The organism is Nocardia sp. CA-129566 (assembly GCF_050956075.1).
In the GTDB taxonomy this organism is placed as follows: domain Bacteria; phylum Actinomycetota; class Actinomycetes; order Mycobacteriales; family Mycobacteriaceae; genus Nocardia.
The window spans coordinates 9,254,844-9,279,143 of sequence record NZ_CP192085.1 but is presented as its reverse complement, the minus strand read 5'-3'; the positions used below and the strand labels follow the sequence as shown (position 1 = coordinate 9,279,143).

At 65.9% G+C, this 24,300-nt stretch carries 19 protein-coding genes; 7 read left to right on the top strand and 12 right to left on the bottom strand.

The window, feature by feature from the left end:
* Nucleotides 1-30 precede the first annotated feature (30 nt).
* Nucleotides 31-2,736 (bottom strand): DUF6049 family protein, encoded by a 2,706-nt coding sequence (locus ACQP0C_RS41345; protein WP_433729303.1) that lies wholly within the window; start codon nucleotides 2,734-2,736, stop codon nucleotides 31-33.
* Nucleotides 2,733-3,269, bottom strand: a complete 537-nt coding sequence (locus ACQP0C_RS41340; protein WP_354960251.1) for an NUDIX hydrolase — start codon at nucleotides 3,267-3,269, stop codon at nucleotides 2,733-2,735. The genes ACQP0C_RS41345 and ACQP0C_RS41340 overlap by 4 nt, the downstream gene beginning before the upstream one ends.
* Nucleotides 3,270-3,891: 622 nt before the next feature.
* Between ACQP0C_RS41340 and ACQP0C_RS41335 the strand changes: the two genes are divergently transcribed.
* Complete coding sequence (locus ACQP0C_RS41335) at nucleotides 3,892-5,322, top strand: CCA tRNA nucleotidyltransferase (protein ID WP_433729301.1); 1,431 nt, start codon at nucleotides 3,892-3,894, stop codon at nucleotides 5,320-5,322.
* A gap of 34 nt (nucleotides 5,323-5,356) precedes the next feature.
* Here the strand turns inward: ACQP0C_RS41335 and ACQP0C_RS41330 are convergent, their stop codons facing one another.
* From ACQP0C_RS41330 to ACQP0C_RS41320, 3 genes are all read right to left on the bottom strand, one after another.
* A complete protein-coding gene (locus ACQP0C_RS41330; RefSeq protein WP_433729299.1) occupies nucleotides 5,357-6,172 on the bottom strand; it encodes a hypothetical protein in 816 nt (271 codons plus the stop codon).
* A gap of 207 nt (nucleotides 6,173-6,379) precedes the next feature.
* Nucleotides 6,380-9,991: a hydantoinase B/oxoprolinase family protein gene (locus ACQP0C_RS41325; protein ID WP_433729297.1), complete on the bottom strand. Its 3,612-nt coding sequence runs from the start codon at nucleotides 9,989-9,991 to the stop codon at nucleotides 6,380-6,382.
* Between the two features lie 73 nt (nucleotides 9,992-10,064).
* The gene (locus tag ACQP0C_RS41320; protein WP_433729295.1) at nucleotides 10,065-11,696 is read right to left on the bottom strand and encodes a DUF4185 domain-containing protein; all 1,632 of its coding nucleotides are present in this window, start codon (nucleotides 11,694-11,696) and stop codon (nucleotides 10,065-10,067) included.
* 157 nt (nucleotides 11,697-11,853) lie between these two features.
* On the opposite strand from ACQP0C_RS41320, the gene ACQP0C_RS41315 reads away from it, so the two are divergent.
* Nucleotides 11,854-12,408, top strand: coding sequence for a hypothetical protein (locus tag ACQP0C_RS41315; protein WP_433729293.1), 555 nt, complete (start codon nucleotides 11,854-11,856; stop codon nucleotides 12,406-12,408).
* Here the strand turns inward: ACQP0C_RS41315 and ACQP0C_RS41310 are convergent.
* Nucleotides 12,398-13,750, bottom strand: coding sequence for an MFS transporter (locus tag ACQP0C_RS41310; RefSeq protein WP_433729291.1), 1,353 nt, complete (start codon nucleotides 13,748-13,750; stop codon nucleotides 12,398-12,400). The genes ACQP0C_RS41315 and ACQP0C_RS41310 overlap by 11 nt on opposite strands.
* Before the next feature lie 35 nt (nucleotides 13,751-13,785).
* Nucleotides 13,786-14,253, bottom strand: coding sequence for an NUDIX hydrolase (locus ACQP0C_RS41305; protein WP_433729289.1), 468 nt, complete (start codon nucleotides 14,251-14,253; stop codon nucleotides 13,786-13,788).
* Between the two features lie 260 nt (nucleotides 14,254-14,513).
* On the opposite strand from ACQP0C_RS41305, the gene ACQP0C_RS41300 reads away from it, so the two are divergent.
* Nucleotides 14,514-15,299 (top strand): pirin family protein, encoded by a 786-nt coding sequence (locus ACQP0C_RS41300; RefSeq protein ID WP_433729287.1) that lies wholly within the window; start codon nucleotides 14,514-14,516, stop codon nucleotides 15,297-15,299.
* 115 nt (nucleotides 15,300-15,414) lie between these two features.
* A complete protein-coding gene (locus ACQP0C_RS41295) occupies nucleotides 15,415-15,897 on the top strand; it encodes a DUF4190 domain-containing protein (RefSeq protein ID WP_433729285.1) in 483 nt (160 codons plus the stop codon).
* Here the strand turns inward: ACQP0C_RS41295 and ACQP0C_RS41290 are convergent.
* Complete coding sequence (locus ACQP0C_RS41290; protein WP_433729283.1) at nucleotides 15,875-16,426, bottom strand: hypothetical protein; 552 nt, start codon at nucleotides 16,424-16,426, stop codon at nucleotides 15,875-15,877. The two genes, ACQP0C_RS41295 and ACQP0C_RS41290, sit on opposite strands and share 23 nt — an antisense overlap.
* 132 nt (nucleotides 16,427-16,558) lie before the next feature.
* Between ACQP0C_RS41290 and ACQP0C_RS41285 the strand changes: the two genes are divergently transcribed.
* The 3 genes from ACQP0C_RS41285 to ACQP0C_RS41275 all read left to right on the top strand — a co-directional run bounded on the left by ACQP0C_RS41285 (nucleotide 16,559) and on the right by ACQP0C_RS41275 (nucleotide 19,895).
* Nucleotides 16,559-17,410 carry a Scr1 family TA system antitoxin-like transcriptional regulator gene (locus tag ACQP0C_RS41285; protein ID WP_433729281.1) on the top strand — a complete coding sequence of 284 codons (852 nt, stop codon included), beginning with the start codon at nucleotides 16,559-16,561 and terminating at the stop codon, nucleotides 17,408-17,410.
* Between the two features lie 10 nt (nucleotides 17,411-17,420).
* The gene (locus ACQP0C_RS41280) at nucleotides 17,421-17,798 is read left to right on the top strand and encodes a DUF397 domain-containing protein (protein WP_433729279.1); all 378 of its coding nucleotides are present in this window, start codon (nucleotides 17,421-17,423) and stop codon (nucleotides 17,796-17,798) included.
* Between the two features lie 78 nt (nucleotides 17,799-17,876).
* A complete protein-coding gene (locus ACQP0C_RS41275; protein WP_433729277.1) occupies nucleotides 17,877-19,895 on the top strand; it encodes a M13 family metallopeptidase in 2,019 nt (672 codons plus the stop codon).
* A gap of 48 nt (nucleotides 19,896-19,943) precedes the next feature.
* Here ACQP0C_RS41275 and ACQP0C_RS41270 read toward each other — a convergent pair whose 3' ends face one another.
* The 4 genes from ACQP0C_RS41270 to ACQP0C_RS41255 form a co-directional block, all read right to left on the bottom strand.
* Entirely contained in the window at nucleotides 19,944-21,023 is a 1,080-nt protein-coding gene (locus ACQP0C_RS41270) for an ABC transporter ATP-binding protein (RefSeq protein ID WP_433729275.1), read from the bottom strand.
* Nucleotides 21,024-21,089: 66 nt separating this feature from the next.
* Nucleotides 21,090-22,418, bottom strand: coding sequence for an ABC transporter substrate-binding protein (locus tag ACQP0C_RS41265; RefSeq protein WP_433729273.1), 1,329 nt, complete (start codon nucleotides 22,416-22,418; stop codon nucleotides 21,090-21,092).
* Nucleotides 22,419-22,435: 17 nt separating this feature from the next.
* Entirely contained in the window at nucleotides 22,436-23,227 is a 792-nt protein-coding gene (locus tag ACQP0C_RS41260) for a carbohydrate ABC transporter permease (protein WP_433734806.1), read from the bottom strand.
* A gap of 71 nt (nucleotides 23,228-23,298) precedes the next feature.
* Nucleotides 23,299-24,228, bottom strand: a complete 930-nt coding sequence (locus ACQP0C_RS41255) for a carbohydrate ABC transporter permease (protein ID WP_433729271.1) — start codon at nucleotides 24,226-24,228, stop codon at nucleotides 23,299-23,301.
* Between the last annotated feature and the right edge of the window lie 72 nt (nucleotides 24,229-24,300).

Here is a 24,300-nt window from a genome sequence, read left to right as displayed (position 1 = left end):
CAGCCGAGTACGAGCGCGGTGTCGTCGTCCTCATCTCGCCTCCTGCTGCTCCTGTTGCCGTAGTACGCGCTGACGGGCTCGCCGATACCTGTTCACCCGGCGCCGGGTGCCCGGATCGAACCCTTCGTCGGCCGGATCCGGCTGTCCGTGGAACCGGCGCCACAACCGACGCCCGGCCAACAGGAACAGCAGTATTCCGGCACACGCCGTAATTATCGCCAAGGTCTGACCGTAAGCGTTCGAACGCACCGAGACCGAGGTGGGATTGCCGAGTGCGACACCGTCGGGCGTGGTAAGGGAGATCGGAATGACCAGGTTACGGCTATCGCTCACCTCGGTCGGAATCTGGAACGACCGGCTCCCGGTGGGCGGCAGTGTTTCCTCGCCGGGATCGGTGATCTTCGTCTCCGTCGGTGCTTCGATCCGGAACCTGATCCGGATGGCGACCGGCAGCTCGTTGCGGGCGACCAAGAGCAATGGGCTCTGTTCGGAGGCCAGCGTGTACACCCCGCCGGGCGGCAGCACGGTGACCGAACCATAGAGCCTGTCCATCGTGCGCGTGGTCTGGTCGAGGCGGCGCTGGGCATAGGTGTCCGGCTGCGCCGAATCGCCGGAGCGGCGATCCGAGAGCGTCAGTACGCGCAGCAGATCGTCGCGCAGCGGGGTCAGGAATTGGCGCGGTGTCGGCTCGTTCTCGGGCACCTCGACGAGGGCGTGCATGAGTTCGGTGATCCGGCGTCCCTGGTCGCGGACCGGGACCACGAAGCGATCCGGGACGGCGTCGTGGGCGGCCTGCGGCAGATAGTCGGGTTCGTGCGGCTGTGCGTCGGGCGGCTCGGCGACCAACTCGGTGAGCGTGCGCGGGGTCGCGAGATTGTTGCGCAGCAACAGCTCGACCTGTTTGAGGATCGCGGTGGCCTCTTCCCGGTTCGCGCCCCACTGCTGCGGTGGCACCAGCAATAACGAACGCGGGCGGCTCGGCTCGGGGTTCAGCGCGGTCCAGCTGATGGCGCCCAATGCGTCCTGCAGCCGGGCCATCCGCGAGTCGTTGGTGACGTCGTAGCGCACCCGGGACGGGGTGAACGACGGTGTCGGCGGGTTGGAGCCGACCGCGGCGAGGGCGGTCGCGGACCAGATGTCGAAGGTCGCCGCGTGCAGGGCCGGATCGGCGGGCGGGGTCGCCGGTTGGGTCGCGGCGCCGGGAGTCGGCGTGGTGGTTGTGCCGGGCACGGAGGTGCTCGGCGCCGCGCTGGTCTGTGGTTCCGGTTCCGGGGTCGCCTCCGCCGTACCGTTCGGTGTGACCGGCGCCGGGGCGATTTCGGCGAGGCGGACCACATCGGGGGTGCTCGTCTCCGGCAGCGGCGGACTCGTGGTGTAGGTCTGGTTGGCGGTGCTCTGATTGCCGTTGATGCGTCCGGTGGTCGGCGGCTGTTGCGACGCCGCGGTGGTCCCGGCGGTGCCGAGCGGGACGGCGGTGGTGTCGGCCAGTACCGCGGTGCCGAAACCGTGGCTGCGCAACAACATTCCCGCGCTGTCATCGATGGAGCCGGAATCGGGCACGCTCACCCCGCGCACCGACTTGGTGGCCAGGATCGAATCGACGATATCGGCGGGTGCGTCCAGCGCGCGGGCGGACAGGTCCGGATCGTTGACCGCTGCGAGCGCCGTCACATCGACCTGCGCGAACGGCAGTGCGACCGTGCAGACCGAGGACGCGACCGCGCGCAGCCGGTCCAGCCAGGTCTGGGCCTGATCGGCGCCGGAGCCCGCCCTGGTCGCGCCGTCCGGATCGGACGGGCTGGCCAGCACGCGATAGCCCCTGGTCATGGCCTGTGCGGTGATCAGCAGATCGGGATCGACCGCGACGCAGACCGCCGAGGTCAGCGTCCGATCGCGCGTGGCCGGATTGGTGCCGAGCACCGATTCCAATGCGCCGAGCAGTTGGTCGAGGCGTCCGCCCTTGCCCAGCGATGCGGCCAGTTCGTCGTCGGTGAGCTCCGCCTTCCCATTGACCGAGCCGGGGACGCCGGCCACCAGTCGCGGGCGATCGGCCAGCGGCCAGAGCAGCGTCGTCGCCACCGGCGTATCGGGCACCGGCTGGGTAGCGGCACCGGAGGCATCGGCCGCTGGCGGGACGCCGAGCACCGGGAGCAGGAACCGGGCATCGTCGAGGCGGGCCTGCGTGCCGTAGGCCGGTTCCCCGTTGACGTTCAACAGCAGCGGATAGACCCCGGGCTTGGTGATATCGAGGGCGGCCGAGCTTGCCGAGTGCAGCGCGATGCTGATCGTGAACTGTTTGCGCTGGCCCGGGCTCAAACGTTCCGCGACATCCTCGAACGGTCCGGTCACGTCGTAGTTGACCTGGTCGAGCCGCAGTGTCGAGCGCAGCGCGCCCGGTGTCGCGACCGCGGCGGCGCGCTGAACGCGGACGCTGATGTCCTCGACCACCCGATCGCCGATATTGGTCACGGTGCCCGCGATCGTGAGGGTCGGGTCGCTGGTCGTGGTCACCGCGGACGGATTCACCGAATCCAGGGTCAGCTTCAGGAATTTCGGCGATGACGAACTATTCGGTGTCGTCGGCTGGGCGGCGGCGTGCTGAGTGATCAACACCGGTAGCGCCGTCGCGGAGCCGAGAATGGTCAGGACCGCCGCGATGATCCGGAACAGGCCCACCCGTCGCCCGGCCACCACCCCCCACGGAATCGCTGTGCGATGCCGAAAAGTCTGGGTCATCGCTTGCCGGTCTCCATCCGGTCGATCATCCGGTTCGCCACTTCGGCGAGGCGCCGCTCATCGGCGTAGGCCAGCCGAGAATCCAGTTCGCTCAATGGAACCCACGCGACCTGTGTGACCTCGACGTCGGCGTCGGAGAGTTCACCACCGATGGAGCGCAGCAGATAATGATGCACGGTCTTGTGTACCCGGCGACCCTCGGTGACGAACCAGTAATCGATGCTGCCGAGTTCGGCGACCACGATTCCGTTGATTCCGGTCTCCTCGGCGACCTCGCGGATCGCGGTCTGCTCGGGCGTCTCCCCCTCTTCGATATGTCCCTTGGGCAGCGACCACAGCAGTCTGCCACGCCGATCGGTCCGCCCGATCAGCGCCGCACTGCGATTCTCGCTCGGACCGTCCAACCCGTCGACGACAAGTCCACCCGCCGAGGTTTCCCGTACCGTGCGCATGCGCGGTTTCGCCGCGTTGGCGGCCGAACCGCGGCGCCGGGGTTGGCGGCGTCGACTGTTCGCGCGATCGGCCGGAGACACCACGCAATCCTACTGTGCTGAATTGCCGCGCCTCCGGCGCTCTGTTTTTGGCCGCGCGGGCGCGGCGGGTTCGCGGCCCCCTTGGTCTCGCGTCCGAGCCGTCGAGACTCGCGACTTCGTCGCATGCGCTTCGACGGCTCGGACGCGAGACGGGCCCGAACGGGTCGCTCGTAAGACTCGCTCCGTGGTGGTCGAATGGGGGCGGGCAGGTCGGTGCTGGATGTATAGCCGCTGAGCGGGCGAGACTCGTGGCTCTGGCGCAGGCACCTCGGACGGCTCGTATGTGAGATGGGCCGCGAACGGGTCGCTCGTAAGACTCGCTCCGTGGTGGTCGACTGAGGGCGGGCAGGTCGGTGCTGGATGTATAGCCGTCAAGCAGGCGAGACTCGTGGCTCTGGCACAAGCACCTCGGACGGCTCGTATGTGAGATGGGCCGCCAACGTCGCTTGGTTGCGTGAAGCCGTCGGCCCGCTGGTGCCTGTGCCTTCTATATAGGAGGCACGCGCCGTCTGTGTAGATAGACGCGTGGGACGGGTCGGTGCGGAGGTCGCGCTGGAATATCGGTTGGGCGGGCTCGGTAAGCTGCTACTTCGTGGTTTCGCCCAAGTCCGAGGATGCAGCGTTGGATCGACGTACCCGATTGCTGGCCGCGGCCGCGGTCACGCTCGGAGGGCTATCCGATGTGCTGACGCCATTGGGCGAGTTGTTCGCCGCGCGCGGTCATGAGCTGTACCTGGTCGGGGGCAGTGTGCGCGACGCTGTGCTCGGGCGGCTGGGGACCGATCTGGATTTCACCACCGATGCCAGGCCCGAGCAGGTGCAGGAGTTGCTGCGCGGCTGGGCCGATCATCTGTGGGATACCGGTGGGCTGGCTTTCGGCACGGTGAGCGCGTCCAAGGCCGATCAGCAGTTGGAGATCACCACCTTTCGCAGCGATACCTATGACCGGGTGTCGCGCAATCCCGAGGTGACCTTCGGTGATTCGCTCGACGGTGATCTGGTGCGCCGCGATTTCACGGTCAACGCGATGGCGGTGAAGATCGGGGCCGAAGGGTCGCTGGAGTTCGTCGATCCGCTCGGTGGCATGGACGCGCTGCTCGCCGGAATGCTGGATACCCCGGCGGCGCCGGAGGATTCGTTCCACGACGATCCCCTGCGCATGCTGCGGGCGGCGCGTTTCGTCGCACAACTCGGCTTCGACCTGCATCCGCGGGTGCGGGCCGCGATCACCGCGATGGCGGGTGAGATCGAGCGGATCACCGCCGAGCGGGTGCGCGCCGAACTGGACAAACTCATGGCCTCGGCACATCCGATCGACGGCATCAACGTCATGTGCGAGTCCGGTCTGGCCCAGCTGGTGCTGCCCGAGGTGCCCGCGATGAAGCTGGAGATCGACGAGCACCACCAGCACAAGGATGTGTACTGGCATTCGCTCACCGTGCTGCAGCAGGCCATCGACCTGGAGGACGGCGATCCGGACCTGGTGCTGCGCTGGGCCGCGCTGCTGCACGATATCGGCAAGCCCGACACCAAGCGCAATGAACCGGGCGGCGGCGTCAGCTTCCACCACCACGAGGTGGTCGGCGCGAAAATGGTGCGCAAGCGGATGCGAGCGCTCAAGTACTCCAAGCAGTTCACCGAGGACGTGGCGCGACTGGTGTTCCTGCACTTGCGTTTTCACGGCTACGGCAAGGGGCAGTGGACCGATTCGGCGGTGCGCCGCTACGTCACCGATGCCGATGATCTGCTGCCTCGGCTGCACAAACTGGTCCGCGCCGACTGCACCACCCGCAATAAGCGCCGGGCCGCCGCGCTGCGCGGCACCTATGACGAGCTGGAGGTGCGCATCGCCAGGCTGCAGGAGCAGGAGGATCTGGATCGGGTCCGCCCGGATCTGGACGGCAACGCGATCATGGAGCTGCTCGGCATTCCCGCGGGGCCCGAAGTCGGCAAGGCGTGGCGGTATCTGAAGGAGCTGCGCTTGGACCGCGGACCGCTCGGTCGGGACGAGGCCGAGGCCGCGCTGCTGGAATGGTGGAAGTCCCAAGGCTGAATGTCGTGGGCCGGAAACCGGATTCGCAGCCGGGTCAGAAGACGATCAGCGTGGTCCCGGCCACGATCGCGGAGCGGATCTGCGCCAGATCGAACGAACCGGCGATCTGCGGCAGCTCGACCCGGAAGCGCACCAGATCGCCCTCACGGGTGGCGTGCACGATGCGCGCGTCGTTCGGCAGCCGATCCAACAGGATCGCCGGGGCGGTGGGGATATTTCGCGGTATCCGCATGCCCAGCCAGTTCGCCCGTCGGATCTCGACGGTCACCAGGTTGTCGCGCACCTGCGCCTCCACCAAAGCGGTGATGCGGCGGCGTCGATGCTTCGCCCGGATCAATCCGGTCGCGTCGATGCCGAGCTGCCAGTCGAGCTGTTGGGTATTGAGCCAGCCGACCAGCGCCTTGGTGGTGACGGTCCCGTTCAGGTCCAGCTGCTGTGCCCGCACCTTGGTCGGCACGCCGGGCACCAGGCGGACCCCGTGCGCGATCACGGTGACCTGCTCGATCGGGTGATCGTCCCAGCGCATCCTGGACAGCACGGTTTTGGTCTGGAAATGCGCGCCCCGGCGGCGCACCTTGAGCACCTGCAGTGTCGCGTGCAAGTCATGGCCGAGCAGAGTGGCGCTGACCTCTTGGCCGCCGAACCGGCTGAGAATGCCCTCACTCAGCACGGTCATCAGCACGTCCGGCATCAGCGCGGTGACCGTGCCCGCACCGAGGTCGGCCACCGGATCGACCCAGGCGGTGGTGAAGGAGAGCCACTGCTCCAGCAGCGATTGGTCGAAGAGTCGCTTCCCCAAGTCGACGGCCCGCATCGGTGACCATGACGTCGGATCGAAATACATGGCCATGATTGCTCCGAGCGTACTTGGCATCGGCGAACACGACCATGTGCGCAGCTGTGACGAAGTGGGCAATACTGCGTATCGACGGAATGACATGGCCGAACGTCGGCGTTCTATCCGTATATACGGATCAATTCGCATGTCTTATCCGCATCTGCGGAACAATGCTGACGGCTCTTCGGATACGTGACGCGGCCGAACTGCCAGGTCGAATCAGCTGCCGTATCCCCCACCGCCGGGCGTCTCGATGACCAGCACATCACCGGACTCCAGTTGCGCCGAATCCGCGCCGCGCAACTCCTGCACCGTGCCGTCCGCACGCTCGATCCGGTTGCGGCCCATTGCGCCCGGCGCACCGCCGGCCATGCCGTAGGGCGGCACCCGGCGGTGACTCGACAGCGTCGATACCGTGACCGCCTCGGTGAACCGCAGTCGGCGCACGGCACCGTCACCGCCGTGCCATCGACCAGCGCCACCGCTGCCGGTGCGCACCGAGAATTCCTCCAGCAGTACCGGCAGCCGCCACTCCAGCACCTCCGGGTCGGTGAGCCGGGAGTTGGTCATATGGGTCTGGACCACCGGCGCGCCGTCGAAGCCGTCGCCCGCACCGGAACCGGAACCGATCGTCTCGTAGTACTGGCTGCGCTCATTGCCGAAGGTGACATTGTTCATCGTGCCCGATCCCTCGGCCTGCACTCCGAGCGCCGCGTACAGCGCGCCGGTAATCGCCTGGGAGGTCTCGACATTGCCGGCGACGACCGCGGCGGGCGGTTCGGGCGCGAGCATCGAGCCGGGCGGCACGATGATCCGCAGCGGGCGCAGGCAGCCGTCGTTGAGCGGGATATCGTCTGCGACCAGCGTGCGGAAGACATAGAGGACCGCCGCGTTGGCCACGGCATAGGGTGCGTTGAAATTGCCGTCCAGCTGTGCCGAGGTGCCACTGAAATCGATGGTGGCGCTGCGGTTTTCCCGATCGACGGTGACCCGGACATGAATAATGGCACCGAGGTCGGTCTCATAGGCGTATTCGCCGTCGTCGAGCGCGTCGATGACGCGGCGCACCGATTCCTCCGCATTGTCCTGCACATGACGCATATACGCCTCGACGACATCGAGCCCGAAGTGCTCGATCATCTTCGCGACCTCGTCGACACCCTTGGCATTGGCGGCGATCTGCGCCCGCAGATCGGCGAGATTGGTCGCCGGATTGCGGGACGGATAGGGCGCTTCGGTGAGCAACCGGAGGGTCTGCGCCTCCCGGAACCGGCCGTTCTCGACGAGCAGCCAGTTGTCGAAGATGACCCCCTCCTCCTCGATGCGACGGCTGTTCGCTGGCATCGAGCCGGGGGCGATGCCGCCGATCTCCGCGTGATGGCCGCGCGAGGCGACATAGAAAAGGATCTGGGTGCCCGCGGTGTCGAATACCGGCGTGATCACCGTGACATCGGGCAGATGGGTGCCGCCGTGGTAGGGATCGTTGACGGCGTAGGTGTCGCCGGGGCGCATCGTCTCCCCGGATTGTCTGCGCCGGATGACCTCCTTGACGCTGGTACCCATCGATCCGAGATGTACCGGAATATGCGGCGCATTGGCGACGAGGTTGCCGTCGGGATCGAACAGCGCGCACGAGAAGTCCAGGCGCTCTTTGATATTCACTGACTGAGCGGTCGACTCCAGTCGCGCGCCCATCTGTTCGGCGATGGACATGAACAGATTGTTGAAGACCTCGAGCAGCACCGGATCCGCCTCGGTGCCGGCCTGCGGTCCGCTCGCCACGGCGACCCGTTCCATGATCAGATATCCGAGCTCGTTCAGCACCGCCTGCCAGCCGTCGTCGACGACTGTGGTGGAGTTGTCCTCGGTGATCACGGCGGGTCCGAGCACCGCCTTACCGGGCGCCAATTCCGCGCGCCGGTAAAGGAATATCTCGCGCCAAGCGCCGTCGGTGTGCAACCGCACGGACTCCGGCTCGCCGGTGGCCGCGGATGGCCCGGCCAGATCGGCCAGATCGGGTGCTTCGGTGAGCCCGGTCGCCTCGACCGAGAGCGCCTCGATGACGATCGGGCGCTCCAGTACGAAGGAGTAGGTCTTGCGGTGGCGCTCGACGAAATCCGTTGCCATGCTGGCCGGTTCGGTGAGTTCCACGGTCAGCGTGGTGTCGGTGCCGTCATAGCGCAGCTGGGCGCGGCGCACTATGCGCACCCGGTGCAGGGGCACATCCTCGCCCAGTAGTTCGGCGCGGGCGATGGCCTCCAGGTCGTCGGCGATTTCGCGGACGCGCGACATGGACTCATCGCGCAGCGGCAATTCCACCGATTGCTCCCGCATGGCCGTGGTATCGGCCAGACCGATGCCGAGTGCCGAGAGCACACCGGCCATCGGCGGCACCACCACGGTGCGGATGCCGAGGGAATCGGCCACCTTGCAGGCGAGTTGGCCGCCCGCGCCGCCGAAGGTGGTCAGCGCGTACCGGGTGACATCGTGACCCTTCTGCACCGAGATCCGCTTGATCGCGGCGGCGATATTGGCGACCGCGATCTCGAGATAGCCCTCGGCGACCTGTTCCGGGGTGCGATCGTCGCCGGTGCTTTCGGCGATTTCGCCGGCCAGTTCCGCGAATCGGTCGCGTACCAGCGCTTCGTCGAGCGATTCGGTACCGCTCGGACCGAAGACCCTGGGAAAGTAGTCGGATTGGATGCGGCCGAGCATGACATTGGCATCGGTGACGGTCAGCGGTCCACCGCCGCGATAACAGGCGGGGCCCGGTACCGCGCCGGCGGAATCGGGGCCGACCCGGTAGCGGCTGCCGTCGAAGTGCAGGATCGAGCCGCCGCCCGCCGCGACCGTGTGGATATCGAGCATCGGCGCACGCAGCCGGACCCCGGCGATCTGGGTGGTGAAGACCCGCTCGTATTCGCCGGCGAAATGTGAGACGTCTGTGGAGGTTCCGCCCATATCGAATCCGATGACTCGGTCGAATCCGGCGAGTTCGGACATTCGCACCATGCCGACGATGCCGCCCGCCGGACCCGACAGGATGGCGTCCTTACCGCGGAACTGGCCCGCCTCGGTGAGCCCGCCATTGGACTGCATGAACATCAGTCGCACGCCGGTGAGCTGATCGGCGACCTGCTGGACATAGCGGCGCAGCACCGGCGAGAGGTAGGCGTCCACCACCGTGGTGTCCCCGCGCGGCACCAGTTTCATCAGCGGGCTGACCTCGCTGGACAGCGAGATCTGCGGAAATCCGATATCGCGGGCGACGCGGCCGATCGCCTGTTCGTGCGCGGGATACAGGTGCGCATGCATGCAGACCACGGCAATGGCGCGAATACCGCTGTCGTACAGCGGCTTCAATGCCTCGGCCAGGGCGTCCGGGTTCGGCGGTGTCAGCACCGTGCCATCGGCCGTGACGCGTTCGTCCACCTCGATCACGTGCTCGTGCAATAGTTCCGGCAGCACGATCTCCCGTGCGAAGATCTGCGGGCGATTCTGGTAGGCGATGCGCAGTGCGTCGCGGAATCCCTTGGTGATCACCAGCACGGTGCGTTCGCCCTTGCGCTCGAGCAGGGCGTTGGTGGCGACCGTGGTACCCATCCGGACGGCTTCGATATCGGCGCCGCCCGGTCCCGCGTCCGCGAGGATTTCGCGAATGCCGGCCACCGCGGAGTCGTCGTAGCGCGCCGGATTCTCCGAGAGCAGCTTATGGGTGACCAGCCTGCCGTCGGGCCGCCTGGCCACCACATCGGTGAAGGTGCCGCCGCGATCGATCCAGAACTGCCAGCCGGGTCCGTCCGCCGGGCGTGCGGCGGCGCTGCCCGTCATCGGCGCCGCCCGTGCTGAATGCGCTGGTCGATCACATGCGCACCATACCGAACCGCCGGTGCGCCGACCCGAATCAGCGCGGCGGATCGAGTTCGGCGTGCATGAGATACACGTTGTAGGAATCCCAGGCCGAGATGGTGAAGTACAGATCTTCCGCCGTGGACCACGGATGGATGAAGCCGCCGTAGGCCTTCGGATAGTCCTCGGTCGAGACCAGCGCGACGCCGTCGGTCCACGCACCCTGCGGCGCCGCCGCGGTCCGCATCACGATCGCACCGCGAGCGGAGTCGAGGTAGACCATCTGCCACTGCTTGCTGTTCTTGTCGAACCGCACCGACAGTTCGCTGGCCATGCCGAGAACCAAAGGCGTGGCCTGGTTTTCGGCGCACGGGGCCCAGCTGCCACCGACCCAGTACTGGTAGGCGGATTTGTTCAGCACCTCGGTCTTCGGCACCCTGGCCAGGCCGATTACGCCGATCCGGCCATTGGGCGTGCCGAACATGTAGACGTAATCGCCCTGCGGCACCATCGCCGCGACCTGGAAGCGGCCGAGTCCGAAGAAGTTGTCCCACTTGGCATGTTGGTCCTTGACCCAGGTGCGGCCATTGTCGTCGGAGTACGCGAGTCCGCCGTAGTTGGTCGACCACAGGCCCGGGATCCGGCTCCAGTGATTCACCGACATATAGCTCATGAACTGGCGCTTTCCGATCGCGAACCCGGAGGTCGGAATGGTCGTCGTCTCCCAGTTCTTGATCTTGCGGCTGGACAGCAATTCGGCCGCGTGACAGCGGCTGTCCTGCACCATGGTGTCGATGCTGAGGCCATCGGCGAGGTCGTGGTCGGTGCTGTAGCCGAGCACATTGCTGCGCCAGTCGGGTCCGCCGACACCGCCGCTCTGCCAGCCCTCGCCGAAGGTGTCGCCGAAGGCGACGGCGACCTCGCCGGGTTTGGTCTCCCACATGATCCCGAGATCGGTGCCGTCGACCTGCCAGCGCATATCGGTGCGATTCTGCGAACCGTGTCCGGTCACCTGACCGACCAGATCCACCGATTCCACCAGCGGCGGGGCAACAGCCGTGGCCAGCGGCCCCGGCTCGATCGGGTGCACGATATGCGGCGGCGCGGGCTGCGGTTCGGGTCCGTCACCGCCGGGCACCGGGATCGGAACGGGTTCGATCTCCGGGCGGATCTCTATGCGCGGCAGCTGGATCGTTCCCGAACCAGAGCCGGAACCCGATCCGGAACCGGATCCGGAACCCGAGCTGGACCCGGTGTTCGGCGCGGTATTCGGTTCCGGATCGGCGGCGGACTCGGGTGGCTTCGGGGTGTCGCGCACATCCGGGCACGGGTTGCGGCACGGGTCATCGGGCAGCGGCTCCGGATCGATGCGGGTGTTGTCCGGCGCTGGGTCGGGCACCGGCACCGGCGTGATCTCCGGAACCGGCACCGGGATATCGATCTGCGGGGGCAGCTGTGGCAGCGGCGCAGGCGGCGGTGCGTTCGGGTCCGGCGCGCGGTTCAACGGATCGAATCCGATCTCGCCGCAACTGTTCACCGGCGGCGGCGCCCACGGATGCTGCGCGGCCTGCGCGACGGGCGTCGGTATGGTCAGCGCCCCGGCCAACAGCAGGCCGAACAACGCGGGTGCACAGGGATAGGTGGCCGTCGCCGCGAATACCCGCGTGCCGCTCGGCCGAAATCCCATGTCTTGTTGGCTCCCTGTCGATTCGGGTCGATGCATGATCAACTTACTCGACCGTGCTGTTCGAATGCGGTATCGCGAGCGGGTGCGATGGTATCGAATTCGCATTCGCTTCGCGCGATGACGGAACCGGATGGGCGGGCGCCGCGTCCAAATAGATATGAACGAGATCGAGTACGTGTTCGGGACCGGCGACGGCACGGTCCACGTCTGGACCAGCCAGGCGGACCTGGATCTATCCGGATCGGGTGTGGGTGACGCGGTCGGACTCGACTTCGATGGCGACGGCCTGGCCGATGACGTGCTGTGGGATTCGCACGGCACCGGCATCGCCGATGTGGTCGGGTTGGATCTCGACGACGACGGCGTACCCGACCACTTCTTCACCGATCCGACTGGCAATGGCACCTGGAATCACGAGGTCACCGGCAATCCGGCGGATGCGAACAGTGAACACCTCGACTGGATCGTGCGCACCGAGCCGGAGCCGGATCGCCTGGCCGCCAACGGGTTCGGCGCGGCACTGCCGAATGATGACGAGCCGTCACCGGATTCCCCACGGTCGGATCCGCATGCCCAGACGAACAGCATCGCGCAGCGATTCGGCGAGGGAGGGCGGTCGGGAGACGGGTGGGCACAGGTGGCCGCGCTCGGCGAGCACCGCACCTGGTCCGCCGATGAACCCGGTTACCGCGCAATACCGTTCAGCGAGTGACCGGTGCACGCCGGTTGTTCAGCGCGATGGCCGCGATTCCGGCGCAATAGATTCCGGCGCCGACCAGCACCACCCCGATCGAGCGTCCATCCGCCGGTATCACCAGCGCGGTAACAGCGATCGCCGCCACGAACGCGATATTGAAGACGGTGTCCTGCAAAGCGAATACCTGGCCGCGCCTGGTGTCGCCGATATCGATCTGCATCGTCGCGTCACCGGTCAGTTTGATGGTCTGCCCCGCCAGCCCGAACAGGAACGCACCGACGAGCAGCAGTTGATGCGCCCGGTGCGCCGCCGTGCCGGCCGTTGCGATGGCGGTCGGCGTGACCAGCGTCAACTGGACCAGGGTGGCGGTGCACAGACCGAGCACGACCGTGCGCGACCGGCCCAGGCGCGGAATCAGCAGCGGTGCGACGACCGCCGCGACCAGCATTCCCGCCGCGGTGGCGCCGATGGCGAGCCCGAAACGGGTCAGCCCGGTATTGGCCCCGCCGCCGTCTACCGGCGCCTGCCGCAGCACCAGCACCATGATCAGGGTGTTGGTGCCGAAGACGATCCGGTGCGTGCCGATGCCGACCATGGCGGTGGTGACCTGAACCGCCCCCCAAACCGCCGCCGCACCATGGCGCAGGCCGGTGACGACCGCATGTATCGCACTGTCGCGCACCGCCGTTCCCGGCTCCGGACCCAGCACCCCGGCCCCGAATCCGGCCGCGAGCACCGCGCCGAAGACCGACCAGACCGCGCTGATCGCCACCGCGATCGCCGAGGCGAAATCACCGGCGCCCATCAGTCCGATGATCGCGACCGCGGCGGCGGCACCGACACCGGCACAGCCGGACGCCACCGTGGCGAGCACCGAATTCGCGGGCACCAGCCAGTGCTGGTCCAGCACTCGGGGCAGGGCCGCGGACACACCGGAGAGCACGAATCTGCTGATCCCGACCACGGCCAGAGCCAGCAGCAACAAGGGTGTCGAACCGCTACCCGCCAAGAGCCCGACGCTGACCGCGCCGATCAGGATCGCCCGCAGCACATTGGCGACCAGCAGCACCGCCCGCCGGTCCCAGCGGTCCAGCAGCGCACCGGCATAGGGGCCGATCAGCGAGTACGGCAGCAGGAGCACCGCGAAGGCGGCCGCGATGGCCAGCGGATCGGTCTCGCGTTCCGGATTGAACAGGATGGCGCCCGATAGTGCCGCCTGGAACATGCCGTCGCCGAACTGACCGGTGAAGCGGACCAGGGCCAGGCGCAGCACGCCGGGACTCTCGCGCAGCGCCGTCGGTAGCGATACCGGTCGCTCGTCCGCGGGAGTGGAGCCTTCGGGGCGACCAATGGACACCTGGGAAGGCTACCCGCCGCACGGGTGGAGCCCGATCAGCGAATCCCGTCCGTGATAAGCGCGCTGACCGCCGCACGCATATCAGGGGCCATCGGCAGCTCGTCCAGGGCGGCGGCATCGATCCAGGCGAAGGCGTCGTGTTCGCCGGGCGCCAGCGCCACCTCACCCGGTTCGGCTTCGACCAGGAAGCTGTACTTGCGGACCCGGGCCTTGGTCCGGGTGGCGTAGTCGAAGCCACCGAGGAAGTCGGTGATATGGCGCACACGCAGACCGGTCTCCTCGAACAGTTCGCGTGCCACGCATTCGGCCAGCGTCTCCCCGGATTCGACTCCGCCACCAGGCAGTTCGTACATTCCGCCGTGGTAATCGTCCGGTACACGGCGGACTACCAGAAGTTTGCCGTCGCGGAAAACCGCGACGCCGACGACGAAATCGCTGATCCCATCGCGCTGCGCGGCATTGCGGAGTTGCCGCTCGATGTGGGCCAGTACCTCGGGTCGCATCTGGTCGTCACCTCCGGTTGCGTTGTGGCGCATGGTGTTACGAATCCGCCCTGGGTGCGGGCGGCCGCTTCGGTGCGGTAGCGGGTGGATCAGGGTGACGATTCGACGAACCGGTTGGTACTGCTCGCCTGCCGTTCACCCGCCGGTCGCTCGCGTAAAATGCCGAGTGCAGGACAATTTACTAGGAATTCGGAGTACCGCGTCGTAAGTGCTCCTACCCTGAAAGGTGATCGGTGCACGGTCCCGAGAGGAGGACCATGATGTCCACACTCACGACACCACACATCGATGTCCATCGCGGCGGCGATCGCATGAAAACGCGCGTGTCCTGGCTGGATTCGAAGCACTCGTTCTCCTTCGGAGAGCACTACGATCCCGAGAACACCCATCACGGACTGCTGCTCGTCAATAACGAGGATATCGTTTCCCCTGGTCAGGGCTTTGAAACCCATCCGCACCGGGATATGGAGATCGTGACCTGGGTGCTCGGCGGCAGCCTGGTGCACCAGGATTCGCTCGGTCACAGCGGCGTCATCTATCCCGGCCTGGCGCAGCGGATGAGCGCGGGCACCGGGATCCTGCATTCGGAGAAGAACGACTCCTGGCGGCTGGACCTCGGCACCGAGCACAACGAGCCCGTGCATTTCGTGCAGATGTGGGTGGTGCCCGACGAGCCGGGCCTGGAGCCGGGCTATCAGCAGCTCGAGATCGATGACGAATTGGCCGGTGGCGCGCTGGTGACCGTGGCCTCCGGCCTGCCGCGTTATCGCGACCGGACCGCGATCGCCATCGGCAGCAGTCATTCGGCCATGCACGTGGCGCGGATGGCGGGCACCGGTGATATCGAGCAGTCGATCGACCTACCGGACGCGCCGTACCTGCATCTGTTCGTCGCCAGGGGCGAGGTGGAGATGGAGGGTGTCGGCCCGCTGTACGCCGGTGATGCGGTGCGGCTGACCAGGTCGGGTGGGCAGCGGGTCATCGCCCGCGGACCCGCGGAGATTCTGGTCTGGGAGATGCACGCGCGGCTCGGCTCGCAGCCCTAGCGATAGCTCGCAGGTCGCTGGGAAGGATGAGCCGGGCTCGGCATTAACATCTCCGCTCAGGTACTGCGATCAGTAGCCGATTGCCGCGCAAGCGCACCGGTCGAGAGGAAGCCCCATGTCGCAGTATCCGCCGCCAGGTCAATATCCGCCGCCCGGTGACTACCCACGTCCGGGGCCGTATCAGGGGCAGCCCAACTACTGGCAGGAATCGCCGAAGCGGACGGGTCTGGCCATCACGACATTGGTGCTCGGCATCCTCGGGTTCCTGAGCTGCTGGACGCTGATCGGCGGCTATCTGTTCGGCCTGTTCGCACTGATCTTCGGCATCGTCGCGTTGTTCAAGATCCGTTCCGGCCGCGCGGGCGGCACCGGCATGGCCGTCACCGGTCTCATCCTCGGCGTACTCGCCCTGATCGCGGCGATCCTGCTCAGCATTGTCGGCTGGAGTTTCTTTGTCGACTCCGGCGGTAAGGATTATCTGGACTGCGTGCAGAAGGCGGGCAACGATCAGACCAAGCTCAACGAATGCCGGGACAAATGGCAGCACAGCATCGAGCAGAGCTTCAGCGTGACGCTCACTCCGCGCCCGACGCCGTGATGTGGGTGACCACCGACCGTTCGAGTGCGTGGCCGCCTTTGCTGGCACATGCCCTGGTCGCGGCGATGACATCGCAGAGTTCGGGGCGGTAGTCGTCCTCGGGTGGCGCGACCCAGACCCGGTAGCCGCTGTTTTCGTCGGTCGGCGAGGGCAGCACGATCCGGCTGCCGGGTAATGCCACCGAGGCGCAGACCCGGAACATTTCCGGGAACAGCGTCATATCGAGATACGAGTTGTCGGTCGGACCGGTGAGGAAGGACCAGCGGCTGGAGCGCGGGTGCGCGATGATCGGTCCGGTGCGTCCGCAGGCGGCCAGCAGGTGGGCGCGGACGCGCTTGCCGAGTACGGCGGGCATGACGACCGCGCCGACCGCGCCGATCTCCAACAGGATGCGCCCGAGTGTGGCATCGACGACGCCGTAGAGTCCGTTGTCCTTGCGGTAGTGGCGACAGCGGGCCAAGGCGTCCTGGGCCGCCGCGAAGTCCTGGGCCACTGGGTAGCTACCCGGTTCCATTCGCGACGTACTCATGACGAACCTCGCCTCGGCTGTGAGTGGATCGACGTGAAAAGCAAAGTTGCCGCTGAAATCGACCATAGACTGGCACAACTGGGATGACAATAGTCACACGCCGATAAATTCTTCGGCGTAGCATCCTTAGCCATGGCACCCGTTTCCCCCACAGTTGCTCGATGGGAACTGGTGCTGCGTCTGCGGGAATTGCGCGAACAGCGCGGCTTCGATTCGGCCACCTTCGCCAAGCGGGTCGGCTTCACTCCGGCCAATTGGTCGCACGTCGAGAAGGGGCGACGAGTTCTCACCACCAACACCATCGGACCGGTGCTCGAACTGCTCGAGGTGGACGCTGAGGAGCGCGAGGAGTTGCTTGCCCTGCTCGAGCAGAGCAAACAGCGCGGTTGGTGGGCCAAATCGTCGGCCCTGATCGGGCCGGAACTGCAGCGGCTGTACGGCATGGAGTTCGGCGCACAAAGCATTCGCAGCTATGACAGTTTGGTGTTTCCCGGACTGTTGCAGACCGAGGATTACGCCCGCGCACTCATCCGTGCTGACGTAATGATCCGTCCGGTACAGGTCGAGCAACTGGTAGCCATCCGGATGCGGCGACAGGATCGGCTGCGCGGTAAGGGGGCGGTCGAGTTGACCGCGGTAGTCGGCGAGGGCACCCTGCTGCAGCAGACCGGCGGTCCGGAGGTACTGCGCGGACAGCTGGAGTATCTGGCGAAGTTGATCGAGCAACTCGACAATATCGAGGTGCGGGTCATCCCGTTCGCGGCCAAGGCGGGTGCGGTGCTGGGGGGTTCCAGCTTCCATCTGATCGACTTCGCCGGCGAACAGCTGCCGACCTTCGCCTGGGCCGAGAGCGCCGTCTTCGGCGGGGCGGTCGATGATCCGGAACAGGTACGCGATTTGAGCTTCGCTTATGTGCGCGCGCTGGAGCAGTCGTTGACTCGTGACGAGTCATTGGCCCTGATCAGCCACTATGCACGAGTGTAAAATCCTGCCCATGGCCACCACCGCTACCCTCCGGTCGGTTTTCACTGACTGGTTCACGTCGACTCGATCGAACAACGGCAATCAATGCGTCGAGGTCCGGTTCGATGGTGACGCGGTGCTCATCCGTGACAGCAAATACCGCCGCAACCCGGCCAACCGCCCCGCCGAAGAGCCCATCATCACCGTTACCGCGAGCCTCTGGACCTCGTTCATCAACCTCCTCAACAGCGGGCGATCGCACAACGAGTTGATCGCGCACACTCACGCCGACGGCAGCGCCACCGTGCGCCACGGCGACATCACTCTCTCCTACACCCCCGATGAGTGGGATGCCTTCGTCGCCGGAGCGCGCGACGGCGAATTCGACCGCATCATCCTGCCCGCCTGACCGTTCCTCCCCGGCCGTCCGCGCGGCCGGGGCAAACCACGGCGACGGCATTCTCGCCACCTCGGCATACTGGAGATCGTGACTTCCGATCTGAGCAGTCCCTCCGGTATCGATCTGTCCTACCTCGACCAGGCCGTTCGGGCGCAAGACGACCTGTTCGCGCATGTCAACGGTGCTTGGCTGGATACCCACCAGATACCCGCGGACCGCGCGGTCGACGGTGCCTTCCGGGCGCTGTACGACCAGGCCGAACTGGATGTCCAGGCGATCATCCAGAACACGGCTGGCTCATCGGCCGAGCACGGCAGTGACGCGCGCAAGATCGGTGATCTGTATTCGAGCTTCATGGACACCGACACGGTGGCCTCGCTCGGGCTCGCGCCCATCGCGGGTGAACTCACCGAGATCCGCGAGATCGCCGATCGCGGCGCCTTCGCAGCGCTGCTCGGCAGGTTGCAGCGCACGGGCGTCGGCGGCGCGCTCGGTGTGTACATCGACACCGACGATAAGAACTCCAACCGCTATCTCGCGCACGCCACCCAGTCCGGGATCGGGCTGCCCGACGAGTCCTATTACCGGCAGGACGAATTCGCTGCGATCCGCGCCGAGTACATCGCGCATATCGGGCGGATGTTCGCCCTGGCCGCGGCGGAACCGCAGATCGCCGCGCTGCTGCCGGAAGATCTGGCGACGGTCGGACAGCGGGTATTCGAACTGGAACGAAAACTCGCGGCCGGGCACTGGGATGTGGTGCGCCGTCGCGATGCCGAACTGAGCTACAACCTCACCAGCTATGACGCGCTGGTCGCGGAGAATCCGGAATTCGATTGGCATGCCTGGACTTCCGCGCTCGCCGAGGGCGTGGCGAAGTCCGGACCGGAGCTGTTCGCCGAAGTGGTTGTGCGCCAACCGGACTACGTGCGCACCTTCGCCCAGACCTGGGCCGCCGAATCGCTGGCCGACTGGCAGGCCTGGGCGATGTGGCGGCTGTTGCGTTCGCGCGCGGCCTATCTCACCGATGCCATTGTCGAGGAGAACTTCGACTTCTATGGCCGCACCCTCACCGGGGCGCAGGAGAACCGCGAACGCTGGAAGCGCGGTGTTTCGCTGGTGCAGGATCTGCTCGGCGAGGCGGTCGGAAAACTGTATGTGGCCGAACACTTCCCGCCCGAGGCCAAGGCGCGGATGGTCGAGCTGGTCGCGAATCTGCAGGAGGCCTACCGTCGCAATATCGCCGATCTGGACTGGATGGGCCCCGAGACCAGGGCCGCGGCACTGGCCAAACTGGAGAAGTTCACCCCCAAGATCGGCTACCCGGACACGTGGCGCGACTATTCCGCCATCGTGATCGTGCCGAGCGATCTGGTCGGCAACTATCGCCGCGGCTACGCCGCCGAACACGACCGCGATCTGAACAAGCTCGGCGGACCGGTCGACCGCGGCGAATGGTTCATGACCCCGCAGACGGTGAACGCCTACTACAACCCGGGCATGAACGAAATCGTCTTCCCCGCGGCCATTCTGCGGCCGCCGTTCTTCGATATGCACGCCGACGCGGCCGCCAACTACGGTGGCATCGGTGCGGTGATCGGCCACGAAATCGGGCACGGCTTCGACGATCAGGGCGCCAAATACGACGGCGACGGCAATATGGTCGACTGGTGGACCGATGCCGACCGCGCCGAATTCGGTAAGCGCACAAAGGCTTTGATCGATCAGTACAGTGTGCTGTCGCCCAAGGCGCTCGCCGATGACCACACCGTCAACGGCGAGTTCACCATCGGCGAGAATATCGGCGACCTCGGTGGTCTGTCCATCGCTTTGGCCGCGTACCAGATCGCCCTCGAGGGCACGCAGCCGCCGGTGCTCGACGGCCTGACCGGCTTGCAACGCGTCTTCTACGGCTGGGCCCAGGTCTGGCGCACGAAGGCCCGCGATGAGGAGGCCATCCGTCGCCTGGCGACCGACCCCCACTCCCCGCCGGAATTCCGCTGCAATGCGGTGGTTCGCAATATCGACAGCTTCCACGAGGCGTTCGATGTGCAGCCGGGCGACGAGCTGTATCTGGAGCCCGCGCAGCGCGTCAAGATCTGGTGAGCATCCGACTGCCGGGTCGCCGATCACGGCGGCCCGGCAGGCCGGGTGTCAGCGCAGGCGTTCCTCGGATTCGGCGTCGAAGAAGAAGACCTCGTCGAGTTTGGGGCGCAGGCGCAGGCGGTCGCCGAGGGCCACTTGGAAGCGGCGGTCCACGCGGGCGACCACCTTGCCGGAGCGGCTGTTCCATTCATCGGTGACGCCATGGCTGTAGATGAATGATTCCGCGCCGAGCTCTTCGAGGAGTTCGGCGGCCACGGCGAGGCTGTTGTCCGTATCGGTGGTGGCTTCCCAGGATTCCGGACGGATGCCGACAACGACCCGTTCGCCGGTTGCGGTGCGGGGCAGGGGAATTCGCAACTCACCCAGGACGGCGGCACTGTCGCGGACCGGGGCGTCGAGCAGGTTCATACCGGGTGAGCCGATGAAGCCCGCGACGAAGGTGTTCACCGGATTGTCGTAGAGCTCGCGGGGTTTGGCGATCTGCTGGAGTTTGCCGTCGCGCAGCACCGCGACGCGGTCACCCATGGTCATGGCCTCGACCTGGTCGTGGGTGACGTAGACGGTGGTGGTGCCGAGACGCTTCTGCAGTGCGGCGATCTGGGAGCGGGTGCTCACCCGCAGTTTGGCGTCCAGGTTGGACAGCGGTTCGTCCATGCAGAAGACCTGTGGGCGGCGCACGATGGCACGACCCATCGCGACGCGCTGGCGCTGTCCGCCGGAGAGTTTCGCCGGTTTGCGATCGAGCAGATGCTCGAGTTCGAGCATCTTCGCCGCCTCCTGGACGCGAACCGCGGTGTCCGCCTTGTTCATTCCGGCATTGCGCAGCGCGAAGCCCATATTCTGCGCGACGGTCATATTCGGGTAGAGCGCATAGCTCTGGAACACCATCGCCACATCGCGGGCGCGCGGCGGCAGTCCGGTGACATCCTTGCCGCTGATCAGAATCCGGCCCGCCTCGACCGATTCCAGTCCGGCCAGCATGCGCAGGCTGGTCGATTTGCCGCAGCCCGATGGGCCGACGAGGACGATGAACTCCCCGTCGGCGATATCGAGCTCCAGGCTGTCGACAGCAGGCGTCGGCGCACCGGGATACAGATGCGTCACCCCGTCGAAGTGCACTGTTGCCATGCTGTCACTCCCTGCGTCGGATTCGTGGCGCGCCCGGGCCGGATGCGCGCCGCGGTCGGTCGGTACTTACTTGGGCAGCTTCGGCGTGATCTGCCGATCGATAATGGCCTGTAGCTGGCTGGCCACATTGGCGAAAGCCGTTGCCGGATCGGCGTTCTGCAGACCGATCTGCTCCAGCCCGGTGCCGATGATCTGGTCACCGCCGGGCACGAAAACCCGTGCGTAATCCTGCGATTTGGTCACCGCGAGCTGCTCGATGGCCACCTTCGACTTCGGATTCTTGGTGAGGAAGTCGACCTCGCTCGGATCGGTCACCGCCGACTTGCGCACCGGCATATATCCGGTGCCCTGCGAGAAGTACGCGGTATTGGCCGCATTGGTGATGAACTCGATGAATTTGAGCGCATTCACCTTCCGCTGATCCGAGATACGCGACGGAATCGCCAGGCCAGCACCACCGGTGGTGACGCCCGGTCCGTTGGGGTGCGGCAGGAATGCGGTGCCGAACTCCAGCTTGCCCTCGGCGTTCTTCTGGATGCCCTTCAGATCACCGGTGGAGGCGATGGTCGAGGCGATGACACCGGTGCCGAAGTCGACGGCGATCTGCGGTTTGATGCCCGCGTACTTCTTGGTGTGGATCATATCGCGCAGGAACTGGCCCGCCGCAATGGTTTTGGGATCGGTGAACTTCAGCGTCCACTGATCGGAGTAGGCGCCGCCGAAGGTCCAGTTCGGTCCCTGGAAGGTCCAGGCCAGGTAGTTCTTGGCATCACCCCAGCCGTGCGCGAGCTTGCCGTCACCGACCACCGACTGGATCTTCGGGCCCCACTCGTCGAATTCCTTCCAGCTCTGCGGGCCGCGGTCGGGCAGACCGGCCTTCGCCCATACGTCCTTGTTGTAGTAGAACAGCGGTGTCGAACGCGAATACGGCAGCGCGTAGTGCTTTCCGTTGAACACATAGTCCGCGGCCAGCGAATCGACATAGTCGGCCAGCTGCACCCCGGCCTCGGCGAAGTGCCCGTCCAGCGGCTCGATGGTGCCGTTGAGCGCGTAGTTGAACCACCAGACATCCGAGAGCACAACGACATCGGGCAGTTCTCCGCCGGACAGCGCCGCATTGAACTTCTGCGACACCTCCTCGTAGTTCTTGCCCGCGTCGACCAGAACAACCTTCAGGTCCGGATATTTCGCCTGGAACCGGTTGATCAGCTCGGTCTCGAGGTCCTTGGAGGTGCCGGGGTGATTCGACCAGAAGGTGATGGTGTTGGCGTCACCGGACTGCTTGCCGCCACCGCCGCTGCCCGCACACGCGGTCAGGGCGGTACCCGCGGCGAGCGCACCGGCCAGTCCGATGAATCCGCGCCGCGATAGTGCGGGAAATTGTGAAGTGGACACGGTTTCTCCTGTATCGGTTAGCCCTTGACCGCACCCGAGGTGAGGCCCTTGATCATGTGGCGCTGCAGCAGCAGGAATACGACGAGAATCGGCAGCATGGTCAGCAGCGTGCCCGCCATCACCGGTCCCCAGTTGGTGACGCTCGGATTCTCGGTGTTCTGCAACAGGGTGAGGCCGACCGGCAGGGTGGCGACCCTGGTGTCATCGGCCATCAAGAACGGCCAGAGGTATTCGTTCCACTCGTTGACCAGCGTGACCACGGCGAAGGCCACCATGGTCGGTCCGGACATGGGCAGCACCACCCTGGTGAGCAGTCGCCACCAATTGGCACCGTCCATCCGCGCCGCCTCGATCACCTCCGAGGGCAGCGAGAGAAAATGATTGCGCATCAGGAAGGTGCCGAAGGCCACCCCGCAGAGCGGAACGATGATGCCCTGGAAGGTATTTCGCCAGCCCAACTGCGCGACGAGGGCGTAATTGGAGATCACCGTGATCTGGTTGGGCACCATCAGCGCCGCGATGATCACCAGGAACACCACGGTCTTGCCCGGAAAGCGCAGGAATACCAGGCCGTACGCGCTGAACACCCCGAGCACGAACTTCACCAGCGCGACGATCCCGGTGACGATCAGCGAATTGCGCAGGAACGTCCAGAACGGCAGCGCGGTGGTGGCCTCCTCGTAGTTCTCCGGATGCCAGCTGTGCGGCCAGTACACCGCGGGCTGGGTGTAGATATCCGGACGCGCCTTGAACGAGGTGATGAAGATCCAGAACAGCGGAACGCCGACGATGATCAGTACGCACACCATCGCGGCGTAGCCGAGCAGGGTGACCGCGCGCTGTCGGCGCCGATACGAAAGTGTCTCGATACCAGCGTGTTTCACTGCTCGCCCCGATCCATGATGCGTACCTGCACCAGCGTGATGACCAGCAGCACGAGGAACATGATGGTGGCCACCGTCGCGCCGTATCCGGCCCGGAAGTTGCGGAAGGACTCCTGGTAGACCTGGTAGACCATGGTCGTGGTGCCGGTGCCCAGCGGTCCGCCGCGCGTCATCACATTGATGATGTCGAAGACCTGCAGCGAGTTCAGCAGCACCGTGATGGACAGGAAGAATGTCGTCGGGCGCAGTTGCGGCAATAGCACTTTGGTGAAGGTGGTCCAGCGGCTCGCGCCGTCCATTTCGGCCGCTTCCATCAGGTCGGCGCGGGTGCCCTGCAGTGCGGCTAGATAGATGACGAAGGTATAGCCCAGGTTCTTCCAGATATAGGTGACCGTCACCATGAACAGTGCCCAGTGCGGATCCTGGTAGAAGTCGGGCACCTTGTCGACGCCGATGCGCTGCAGCACATCCTGGACCAGTCCGAAGCTGGGATCGAAGATGAACTGGAACGCCACACCGATGGCCGCGCCGGAGATGACGAACGGCGCGAAGATGGCCGAGCGGACCACATTGCGCCCGAACAGCTTACGGTCGAGCAGCAGCGCGAGTGCCAGGCCGAGCACCATGCTCCCCACCACCGCGGCCAGGGTGAACACCACCGTGTTGGTGACGATCTGCCACGAATCGTCCCTGCCCCACCACTCTTCGTAGTTCGCGAACCCGATGTAGTTGACGAACGTATCGGAGATGTTGAAGTCGGTGAACGAGAGCCGGATATTGTCGGCCAGCGGGCGGTAGACGAACAGCGTCAGCAGCGCCAGATTCGGCCCGAGCAACACCAGGAACAGCGCATAGTCCTGCCACGGCCGGTTACGCAGCCCACGCCCCCGCGGCTGCGGCAGCACTCGTTCCGGCCTGGTTCGCACCGCCGCGACTTTACGTCGCGCAGCAAACAGTCGGTTAATGCTGGGCGCCGACCCGCTGAACTTCTCGCGCGC